Genomic DNA, 10,456 nt, shown 5'->3' with positions numbered 1-10,456 from the left:
CCGCACACCAGCGTGCGGCCCTACACCCGCGCCGCCGCCGCCCACCTGGGCGAGCGCATGCTGGGACCCGATAGTGCTCAGGCGTCGCGCAATGGCAGCCTTTCGCGGGCCGACCGCTTTAATGCGCAGTATCTGCTGAAGGATAACTGGGCCAACTCGCCGCAGGGCAACGACCTGAACCAAAGCGCCCGGCCCTTTCTCAACTACTTCTACCGCGACCAGACCGATTTTTACCACGTCGACAGCAAGGATTTCACGCTGCGCGTGAATCCGGTGGCACTGCTTTCGGTGGGCAAAGACAACCAGAATAGCGACGGCATCCGGTACGTGAACACGCGCGGGGCGCAAATTGAAGGCACCATCGACCAGCGCCTGGGCTTCTACGCGTTTCTGACCGACAACCAGGAGCGGGTGCCGCTGTACGTGCAGAATCGCATTGTGCGCGACACCATTGTGCCGCACGAGGGCTACTGGAAGCCCTACAAAACCGGGGCCGGGCAGTACGATTTTTTCTCGGCGCGCGGCTACATCACCTACGCCGCCACCAAGCACATCAACGTGCAGCTGGGGCACGACCGCAACTTCATCGGCAACGGCTACCGCTCGCTGATTCTGTCGGACTACAGCACGCCGTATTTCTTCCTGAAGCTGAACACCCGCATCTGGAAGCTGAACTACCAGAACCTGTTTGCCGAGCTCACGGGCCGGCGCCTCTACAACTCGGCGGGCAGCCCCGTCGATGGCGTGTATCCCAAGAAATACCTGGCGCTGCACCACCTCAGCCTCGACGTGACGCCGAACCTGAACATCGGCGTGTTTGAATCGGAAATTGCGGGTGGCCCCGGCCGGGGGCTAGAGCTGCAGTACCTGAACCCGGTAATTTTCTACCGCGCCATCGAGCAGCAGGTGGGCTCGGCCGATAACGCCGTGCTGGGCCTCGATTTCAAGTGGAACATGTTCCACACGGCCCAACTCTATGGCCAGTTAGTGCTCGATGAGTTCAAAATCAGCGAGGTGCGAGCCGGTAATGGCTGGTGGGGCAACAAGCAGGCTGTGCAGGCCGGCTTCAAATACATTGATGTGGCGGGCATCCGCAACCTCGATTTGCAGGGCGAATTCAACTACATCCGCCCCTACACCTACCAGCACGAGAGCTACTACACGTCGTACACGCACTACATGCAGCCCCTGGCCCACCCCATGGGCGCTAACCTGACCGAGGTGCTCGGCGTGCTCAGCTACCAGCCCCTGCCCCGCCTCATGCTGGTGGGCAAGGCCATCTACACCGAGCAGGGCCTCGATGTGACGCTGCCCAGCGACCCGGCCCCCGGCCCCGCCCGACTCCTGAACTTCGGCGGCAACCCGCTGCTGCCCTACACCACCCGCGTGAGCGAGTACGGCAACCGCGTGGGCCAGGGCAATAAGAGCCGCCTGCTGCACACCGATTTCACGGCTACCTACCAGCCCCGCCTCAACCTGTTTCTGGATGCCAAGCTCATCGCCCGGCACCAGACCTATTCCCTCACGCCCGCCGCCAACGTGAACGAGGTGTACGCCTCGCTGGCCGTACGCTGGAACATTGCCCAGCGCCTGCACGAGTTTTAAGCCCCGCCCGCGGCGGCATCTGAAGTAACTATTGCGTTCCGCCGTCCTCCCCTGCGGCCCATCGCGCTTATCCATGAAGACTTATTTAAGAATCCTGCAATACGCCCGGCCGTTTGCCGATTTTTTACCGTTGTACCTGGTGTACACGGTGTTGGGCATCTTTTTCAGCCTGGCCAACTTCGCGCTGATTATTCCGTTGCTGAATGTGCTGTTCGACAAAACGGGCAAGGTGCAGGTGGAAGCGCCCAGCGCCCCGCCGCACTTTGCGCTGTCGCTCGACTACGTTACCCACACCTTCAACTATTACTTCTCGCAGGTGATTGCCACGTACGGCAAGCTGGGGGCACTTTCGTTTGTGTGCGTGGTGCTCGTGGCCTCGGTGCTGTTCAGCAACCTGTTCCGGTACCTGAGCCTGCGGCTGGTGGCCCGGATTCGGGCGCGCGTGATTCGCAGCATGCGCCGCGAGCTGTACCACCGCATCATCGGCCTGCAGATGGGGTTCTTTTCGGCGCAGCGCAAGGGCGACCTCATGTCGCGCTTCACCAACGATATTCAGGAAGTAGAAGCCTCGGTGGTGAACACGCTGCAAGCCGTCATCCGCGACCCGCTCACCATTGTGGGCTATTTTGTCGTGCTGTTTTACATGTCACTGAAGCTGACTTTGTTCACACTGGTGCTGCTGCCCATTTCGGGCGGCATTATTGCCACGCTGGCCAAGCGGCTGCGGCGGCAGGCCAAGCAGAGCCAGAGCACGCTGGGCTCGATGCTGTCGGTGATTGATGAGACGCTGGGCGGCATCCGCGTTATCAAGGCGTTCAATGCCCAGGAATACATCAAGGGCAAGTTTGAGGAGCAGAACGACCAGTACGCCCGCACCTCGCGGCGCATCGACAACACCCGCGACCTGGCCTCGCCGTTTTCAGAATTCGCCGGCGTGTCGGTGGTGGCCGGGCTGCTGTACTTCGGCGGCTCGCTGATTCTGGGCGGCAACTCGGACCTTGAAGGGGCGTCGTTCATTACCTACATCGTGCTGTTTTCGCAGGTGCTCACGCCGGCCAAGGCGCTGTCGAGCTCGTTCGGCAACATCCAGCGCGGGCTGGTGGCCGGCGAGCGGGTGCTGAGCATCATCGACACCGAGCCCGCCATCCGCGACCGGCCCGATGCCCAGGCGCTGCCGCCCTTTGAGCGCGAGATTGAGTTCTGCGACCTGAGTTTCAGCTACGGCGACACGCCGGTGCTCTACGACATCAACCTACGCATCAAAAAAGGCCAGACCGTGGCGCTGGTGGGCGGCAGCGGCGGCGGCAAAAGCACGCTGGCCGACCTGCTACCCCGCTTTTATGACCCCAGCGCGGGTCAGATTCTCATCGACGGGCACGACCTGCGCGCCTGCGCCCTGCACTCGGTGCGCGACCAGATGGGCATCGTGACGCAGGAAAGTATTCTGTTCAACGACACCATTTTCAACAATATCCGCTTCAACACCCAGGCCACCGAGGCCGAGGTGATGGAAGCCGCCCGCATCGCCAACGCCCACGAGTTCATCGTGGCCAGCCCCGAGGGCTACCAGACGGTGATTGGCGACCGGGGCAGCCGGCTCTCGGGCGGGCAACGCCAGCGCCTGAGCATTGCGCGCGCCATCCTGCGCAACCCGCCCATCCTCATCCTCGACGAAGCTACCTCGGCCCTCGACACCGAAAGCGAAAAGCTGGTACAGGAAGCCCTACAGCGCCTGATGCAGAACCGCACCTCGCTCGTGATTGCCCACCGCCTGAGCACCGTGCAGCACGCCGACGAAATTGTGGTGCTGCAGCACGGCCGCATCGTGGAGCGCGGCACGCACGAGGAACTGCTGCGCCGCGAAGGCGGCGTATATCAGCGCCTGAGCTCGATGCAAACCAACGCCGCGTTGGTATAGGCGGAGCACCCCGCAATTTCATTTCGGGCCGGGCGAGCGATTTGTTCCATCAACTCCCGCGGGCCGAAATGAAATTGCGGGGTACTCCTCCATTCGGGCGGGCCTATCCGTAAAAGGCTATATTTCGCCTCCAACCAACTCCCCCCGCCATGCTTGCCCTCAAACGTATTGTTACCGTCGCCGTCATGATTTACCTGCTGCTGGCGCTGCTGTTTATCCTCGTGCCTGCCGTGCGCACCTCGGTGGCCGATATGGGTGCAGGCTTGTCGGTGCCCGAAAAAGAGCGGCAGTTTTTCTACGTCATGTTCGTGATTGGCGCGGTGCTCATGGCCCTGCACCTGCTCACCGAAAACCTTGATAGTGTGCTACTGCGCCGGACCGTAACGCAGCACGAAGGCAAAATCAATGAGCTGAAAGCAAAGCTCTACGACCAGCAGCAGCGCAGTGGCATTGCCCCGCCCGCCGCCGGCGCCCGCACCATCGATGGCCGCAACCTCGATACGCCCGCAGTGCGCGACCAGCCTACCCAGAGCCAGGTGGCTGGCACAGTTAGCACCACGGAGAACCGGACGGCCGACCACCTGCCCCAGCCTACTTTTCCCCAAGCCGACCCGAGCTTGAGCAATACCCCGCCGGCCGAACGCCCGCCCCTGGCCTAGCCCGTCCGACTACCCACTACCTGATACCGATTACCTAAAAAGTGCCTGACGCCTCTCTCCCCGACCTCATCCGCGCCGAACTAACTGAAGCGCGCGCCGTGCTCGACCGCTTTCTGGCCGACCCGGCCCATGTGGCCAGCATTGCCGCCGCCGCCGAGCTCATTGCCGCCAGCCTGCAAAGCGGCGGCAAAGTCCTCACCTGCGGCAACGGCGGCAGCCTCTGCGACGCCCAGCATTTCGCCGAGGAACTCTCGGGCCGCTATCGCCAGAACCGCCGCGCCCTGGCCGCCATCGCCCTCACCGAAGCCTCGCACATGACCTGCGTGGCCAACGATTTCGGCTTCGAGTTCGTGTTCAGCCGCTTCGTGGAGGCCCTGGGCCGCCCCGGCGACGTGCTGCTGGCCATCAGCACCAGCGGCAACTCGCCCAACATCCTGCGCGCCGCCGAGGCTGCCCGCGAACTGGGCATGACGGTGGTTTCCCTCACCGGCAAGGACGGCGGCCAGCTGGCCGGTTTGAGCGATGTGGAGATTCGGGCACCGCACTCGGGCTACGCCGACCGGATTCAGGAAATTCACATCAAGGCCATTCACATCATGATTCAGCTGATTGAGAAGCTGGTAATTGGCGATGTGGTGAAATAGTGGAATGGTGAGTGATTTAAGGAGAAGTATAGTAGGTTTGTAAGCCTGCTGAAACTCACCATTTCACCACCTCTCTATTTCACCTCTCTACCATGCTTACCAAAACTTTCGGCTCGGCCGTGCAGGGCGTCAATGCCTACACCATCATCATCGAAGTAGTGGTTTCGGCGGGCACGGGGTTCAACGTAGTGGGCTTGCCCGATAACGCTATCAAGGAAAGCCAGCAGCGAATTGAGGCGGCGCTGAAGTTTCGGGGGTACCGCATGCCGCGCACCAAAACCGTGGTGAACATGGCCCCGGCCGATATCCGCAAGGAGGGCGCGGCCTACGACCTGCCCATCGCGCTGGGCATTCTGCACGCTTCGCAGCAATTGCAGACTGACCGGCTGCCCGAGTACATCATTATGGGCGAAATGGCCCTCGATGGCGAGCTACGGCCCATTCGGGGCGTGCTGCCCATTGCCATTCAGGCCCGTAAGGAGGGCTTCAAGGGCATTGTGCTGCCGAAGGCCAACGCCGAGGAAGCCGCCATTGTGAACAACCTCGACGTGATTGCCGTGGAAAGCATGCAGGAAGCCATCGATTTCTTCGAGGGCCGACTGGAAATTGCTCCTACGGTGGTGAACACCCGCGACCTGTTTCAGCACGCGGTGAACAAGTACACGGCCGACTTTGCCGACGTGCAGGGCCAGGAAAACATCAAGCGGGCGCTGGAAATTGCGGCCGCCGGCGGCCACAACGTCATCATGATTGGCCCGCCCGGCGCGGGCAAAACCATGCTGGCCAAGCGCCTGCCCAGCATTTTGCCACCCCTAAGCATGCAGGAGGCGCTCGAAACCACCAAAATCCATTCCGTAGCAGGAAAGCTGGCCGGCGGCGGGCTGCTGAGCACGCGGCCCTTCCGCGCGCCGCACCACACTATTTCGGACGTGGCGCTGGTGGGCGGCGGTGTTAATTGTGAATTTTTCTAGATAATGAGATTTTACCCTGGATAATGAGAATTTGCTTAGATAATGAGACAGAAACTTTGTGTTGGGCAAACTCTATTCAATAGCGGTTAGTGCATCCAATCAATTGCACTTCAAGAGTTTCAAGGCTCACCACTTTAGGCTGGCAACCATGTTCGCTAGGGTTATAGATGTATGTTAATCAGCTTTCCGATTCATGATTAATAAAAGCCTAGGATTGGGTGTGTCCTTTTTAGCCCCTGTACACCAGGAATGTTATCAACTTTTACATGTCGGGCCATTATCGCATCTACCACCGTTACACTATAAAATCACTTGCTATTTTCAACCTTGGCAACAAGAAACATTTTTAACCTCAAATGCGGAGCCTGTAGCTCGTCAAATCGATATACGCCGAGCTGCTCATTTGATTCCAGGCTCTCTTTGGGACTCAAATGGGAAGGCCTACACTAGCCGCTCTCCGCCTGTTTTCGAGCATCGTCAGTGGTTTGCCGGGGCCCGGCCTTACAGGTTAGTTCAGCTTAGGGAGATAGTTGAATTGACAGAACTGCCGCGGCCTGCTTTCTGGACATCACAAGGGGATACTTGGGTCGCTTTGCTCGACCATGGAAAAGAACGTATACTCATACCCTGCTTCGAGTTGCTGCGGTTTTTTTATTATCACGCCGGGCCCAGGGTAATTCAATATCTCTTTTCGCAGTTGCCTCTGAATTTGCTCTGTCGCCCCCACATGAGCCCAAGCCGGGATACAAAACATCAAGCTCAAATGTATGTAGCGGCTACATACCTGAACGATGTGGAGGCCCGGGTACTTGGCAGCTTGTTGTTTGACCCAATTTGTGCACGCACGCTCAATCAAGCACACAACCAGTGGGCCGAAACCCACAAGGTGCAGATAAGTGAAGAGAAGCCTGTGTACGCCAAAACGACGGGGCAACTGGGACACAATGTGATGCTACGCGGCGAAGGCAGTCTTTTCACCAATGGGCAACAGGAATACTTCTGGATAACGTCGTTAACGCCGTTATCTTCTCCTCACAACTTTCGCTTTCTGCTATATCACCCTCTGGGAAGCAACGTGCTTTCATCAGCGGAGCCCGTTGATTTTCCCATTTGCTCTGACCTATTGGGTTACGGGCAGCCAAAATCATCCACTCCAAAGCTTAGGCTCGACCCTTTGGAACCAGCATTCTCTCAAAATGGACGGGTAGGCCCCCACGCGATGACAGCATTCGTAGCAGAGGCCTTCCGTTCGCCGCATCCCGCCGTTGAACGTGGCCCCATCTGGGCTAGAGCGTCCTCTGCGTCTAAACCACTTGTATGGTTTGATTCACAACTATCCTCTTTGCATTCAAAGACTTGTTTAACCGATGCAGAACAAGAAAGGGTTATCCCTGATGCATTTATCAAATTATTAAAATCCTTTTCAGCAGAAGGGTATCCGTCAAAAATGCTCAAACTATATAATAGTGAAGAGCATTTTGGGCCGAATGTATCCGTCTTTCCCCACAGGGGCTTTCCTCCACTGCCGGGCAGCTTATATCAGCATCGAGTCCGCAGATTTCATATAGCGCAAATAGAGCTCAGTAGCGGACTATTTTTCATTCTCCATTTTCCTCATCTCCCCGACTGGCTGGTACTCAGTCAAAAACAAAACTTGGGTACGCCAACGGATACAGAATGGAACCGATTGCTAACTCTCATCTATCAAACTCACTCGTATTCTGACATTGAATCGTTTAGTGCAAGACATTCCATATCGGTTGGTCATTACGGGCTAGGGCCAGGCACATTGCCTCTGGCCCATATCGTTCCGTTAACCTCCGCTTCGACCTCACTATGCTTACTCTTCGCTGAGCGGACCCTTGCTTGCTTTCGTCAACGATTAGCATTGAATATCAGCCTGATGGTTAGGTACCCAGAGGGTATCGATGCTACGCATTGGAAACGCATAATGACATCTGCATCAAAACAGTGGGTATTCCGCTCACCAACTCCAGAATGGGTAGCCTGGGTAAAGTCATTGCGAAGCGCTCAACAATACCCTAGGGCTTGCAGCGAATAGGCCTGATGGTACACACCGGCTTGCAACGGTTATTTACAAGCAGCAAGAGTTAAGACTCCGCGAGCCCTTTCGAATAAACCGCTTCTTGCCTTGGACGCGCCACCGCACCAAACAAAATTTGCCAAACACTGCTGGAAAACGCTTGTTGCCCTAAACTGCTACTGGCCACAGTCAAGCCGTAAAAGACCTTGAACGTACCAAAGGCCTGCGCGAATAAGCGACGGCTGTTCGTTGACATCATGGTCGTCGCTGCTTTACAGGTTGGGTTGTCCAATAATCAATGCTATGTGTTGGTTCGGTGTTTCCAATGGTCTCGAACGCAGGCGAGAGGATTAGGTGACTGTCGTACCTAAAGCAGTTTGGCTGGGATATCTGTTCTTACTCTCGTGAACTTCCTGCCTTATTAGCCAATAGCCGTTCCTCTACCCGCCGAAGCAAGTCCGAGGCCTCTACCTGTAAGGCCGCGGCTAAGCGAAAAATGGTGGTGAGCGAAGGCTGCTTGGTTCCCGTCTCCAGTTGGGAAATAAATGTGCGGTCCAAGCTAGCCTCATCCGCCAGCGCTTCTTGGGACAACCCAAGCCCTTTGCGCATCTGACTGATGACCAAGCCAAACGCTCTGATTGGTTCGCCGCTCATTGTGGCGGCAATCTACTGGAGCCCCGCAGCCACTTGTTGTTGTCTATAGTCTACAGAAAAGACGTAAATTGCCCCTATCTGAGTTTAGGCCGTTATAACACCCCGTTTTACCCTCTGTGCAAAACGAAACCCATTTTCTCGCTCACCTCGTCACTAAGGTGATGGGCATTGACGGCAACCAAGCGCCTCTTGAGATAGAAGTTGTTATTCGCCGGGGAACAGATGCTAATGCCATCGTCCACAAAGAAGAGCCACCGTCTGCCTCCAGCGCTGGCCGCAAGAGCTTCCCTTACGTGCATTCCCTCCTCACCAACCTCAGCGAGGCCAACAAAGTAGGGTTGGACAACGTCGCCTATTGGAGCACCGGACGAAGGAGGTAAAAGAATTACCTCATCAACCAAGCATTGATACATTATTTGGCCCTGTTCCAAAAATCTCAAGAATTCATGAGGTGGCGTCGATAAGGCGTACACCTGTGGAACGCGATTTGAGATTACATCACGGAGCGATTGGGCAATTAGTAGCTGATTTTAACCCTCGCGTATGCATACCGACCAAGACAACGAAGAAGATGCCATCAGCGCCCTGTATGCTGATAAGAAGTCCCCTGCACCGGGTTCCGTTAAGAAGCTGACCACACCCCAGATGGCCGCGCCGAAAAAGGAGGGCCCAGAGAAAAAGCATACGTTCACGTCCACGATAACGAGCGACAACAAGCGCCGTCTCGCTAACTACCAGGCCAACAAGCCCGGCGGGGCCCCGACCACCGACGTGTTGAACCAAGCCCTCAAACGCTTCTTTGACACCAACAAACAGTATGCAGACGTGGACCCAGTGGACCCCGGTTGGGGATAAATCAATTTAGCAGGCAAGAGAGCCTAGACGCATTTATGCAGTGTCTTCAGTTGCATGTTTGACCTTCGCAGAAAGTGCTCCGGGCGGTAGGTCCAGAACAAAGTGGGCACGTCGTCCTCGATTATTTTCTCGCCTGCCGGCAACCAGTCCAAGGCCTCCTAGCTCCAGCTGAATTGGTCCAGTGTGCGCTGGTCGTAGCCGCGCGGGCCGCCGACTTCTTCCGGCGGGCTGGCCCGACGACCGCTCACGTACACCGGGTGGGCGGACAAGGTGGTCGGCAGCAATACCTTTTATAAGCGTAACTGGTGGAGCAAGCAATCGCCGAAATTGTAGGTAAACTTGTTGTTCGCCCGCTACGGAAATTGTTCAAGTGGACCCGGCGGCATCGTCGGCAAAGTAGATGCCGCCGGCATACGGAATCCCTTCTCTTTTCCCCAGAGCTTGAAGCTGTGCAGGTGCCAGTTTTTCCAGCTCATCGTTATCTGAAAGATGTGATGCAACTCGGCCAAGTTAGTATCTCCCCACACAAACACCCGCCGGCAGATGTGCAGGTTTATGCCAACCAAGTGAATCTTGAGTTGGTAGACTGCCACTAGGCGGTCTGAGTTGGTTTAGCTAAAACGGACAGCGAGAAGTCTTAACTTCCGCTGCTCATGACTGAAAAATCGAATTCTGGAGGAAGCTCCTCCACCCGCAGGAAATACACGCCGGCGTTTAAAGCCGAGTGCGTGCGCCGAGTAGCGGCAGGTGCCCGATAATCCGACGTGGCCCGTGCCCGGGACATTTCGCCGGCCTTCCTGGGACGCTGGCAGCGCCAAGCCCTGGAAGCCGCCGTGCCCAGCAGCGCGGAGCGCGACGAAATCAAGCACCTGCGGGCCGCGCTCAAGCGCGTGGACATGGAGCACGATATTTTAACCATCTTTTCCCAACCGCCTCAGTCATGAGCCGCTACGCCTTTATTGCCACCTGCACCGAGCCGTGGCCCGTGCAGCTCCTGTGCCAGGTGCTGGCCGTGAGCCCGGCCGGCTATTACCAGTGGCAGCGCCAGCCGGCCGCCGCGCCGGCTCCATGGCAAGTGGCGGCGCAAGCGGTCATTACGCGCCACG

At 57.4% G+C, this 10,456-nt stretch carries 11 protein-coding genes and 1 pseudogene; 9 read left to right on the top strand and 3 right to left on the bottom strand.

The genetic code is table 11. The features are described from left to right. The 6 genes and pseudogenes from ACYVDE_RS07670 to ACYVDE_RS07645 all read left to right on the top strand — a co-directional run. Positions 1–1,605 (top strand): capsule assembly Wzi family protein (locus ACYVDE_RS07670; RefSeq protein WP_460500898.1); only part of this gene is annotated, 1,605 nt, incomplete at its 5' end. A 73-nt stretch (positions 1,606–1,678) separates the two neighbouring features. Next, on the top strand, positions 1,679–3,523 hold the full coding sequence (locus tag ACYVDE_RS07665; protein ID WP_460500897.1) for an ABC transporter ATP-binding protein: 1,845 nt from the start codon (positions 1,679–1,681) through the stop codon (positions 3,521–3,523). Between the two features lie 149 nt (positions 3,524–3,672). Continuing rightward, positions 3,673–4,182, top strand: a complete 510-nt coding sequence (locus tag ACYVDE_RS07660; RefSeq protein WP_460500896.1) for a hypothetical protein — start codon at positions 3,673–3,675, stop codon at positions 4,180–4,182. 41 nt (positions 4,183–4,223) lie between these two features. Continuing rightward, positions 4,224–4,826 (top strand): D-sedoheptulose 7-phosphate isomerase, encoded by a 603-nt coding sequence (lpcA, locus tag ACYVDE_RS07655; protein ID WP_460500895.1) that lies wholly within the window; start codon positions 4,224–4,226, stop codon positions 4,824–4,826. A gap of 92 nt (positions 4,827–4,918) precedes the next feature. Further along, positions 4,919–5,776: pseudogene (locus ACYVDE_RS07650) on the top strand (YifB family Mg chelatase-like AAA ATPase); the annotation flags it as partial. Between the two features lie 214 nt (positions 5,777–5,990). Continuing rightward, positions 5,991–7,859, top strand: a complete 1,869-nt coding sequence (locus tag ACYVDE_RS07645) for a hypothetical protein (RefSeq protein WP_460500894.1) — start codon at positions 5,991–5,993, stop codon at positions 7,857–7,859. Positions 7,860–7,908: 49 nt separating this feature from the next. Here ACYVDE_RS07645 and ACYVDE_RS07640 read toward each other — a convergent pair whose 3' ends face one another. Both ACYVDE_RS07640 and ACYVDE_RS07635 read right to left on the bottom strand, forming a co-directional pair. Further along, positions 7,909–8,133, bottom strand: coding sequence for a hypothetical protein (locus ACYVDE_RS07640; RefSeq protein ID WP_460500893.1), 225 nt, complete (start codon positions 8,131–8,133; stop codon positions 7,909–7,911). Positions 8,134–8,237: 104 nt separating this feature from the next. Continuing rightward, the gene (locus ACYVDE_RS07635; RefSeq protein ID WP_460500892.1) at positions 8,238–8,495 is read right to left on the bottom strand and encodes a helix-turn-helix domain-containing protein; all 258 of its coding nucleotides are present in this window, start codon (positions 8,493–8,495) and stop codon (positions 8,238–8,240) included. 116 nt (positions 8,496–8,611) lie between these two features. On the opposite strand from ACYVDE_RS07635, the gene ACYVDE_RS07630 reads away from it, so the two are divergent. Then, a complete protein-coding gene (locus ACYVDE_RS07630) occupies positions 8,612–8,875 on the top strand; it encodes a hypothetical protein (protein ID WP_460500891.1) in 264 nt (87 codons plus the stop codon). Between the two features lie 163 nt (positions 8,876–9,038). Then, a complete protein-coding gene (locus ACYVDE_RS07625) occupies positions 9,039–9,350 on the top strand; it encodes a hypothetical protein (RefSeq protein WP_460500890.1) in 312 nt (103 codons plus the stop codon). Between the two features lie 353 nt (positions 9,351–9,703). On the opposite strand, the gene ACYVDE_RS07620 is transcribed toward ACYVDE_RS07625, so the two are convergent. Next, a complete protein-coding gene (locus ACYVDE_RS07620; RefSeq protein WP_460500889.1) occupies positions 9,704–9,943 on the bottom strand; it encodes an IS1096 element passenger TnpR family protein in 240 nt (79 codons plus the stop codon). A 171-nt stretch (positions 9,944–10,114) separates the two neighbouring features. Here ACYVDE_RS07620 and ACYVDE_RS07615 point away from each other — a divergent pair, with 171 nt between their 5' ends. Beyond that, a complete protein-coding gene (locus tag ACYVDE_RS07615; RefSeq protein ID WP_460500888.1) occupies positions 10,115–10,294 on the top strand; it encodes a transposase in 180 nt (59 codons plus the stop codon). The last annotated feature ends 162 nt before the right edge of the window (positions 10,295–10,456 follow it).

Source organism: Hymenobacter agri (assembly GCF_054778495.1).
This window is presented reverse-complemented; position numbering and strand designations above follow the sequence as displayed.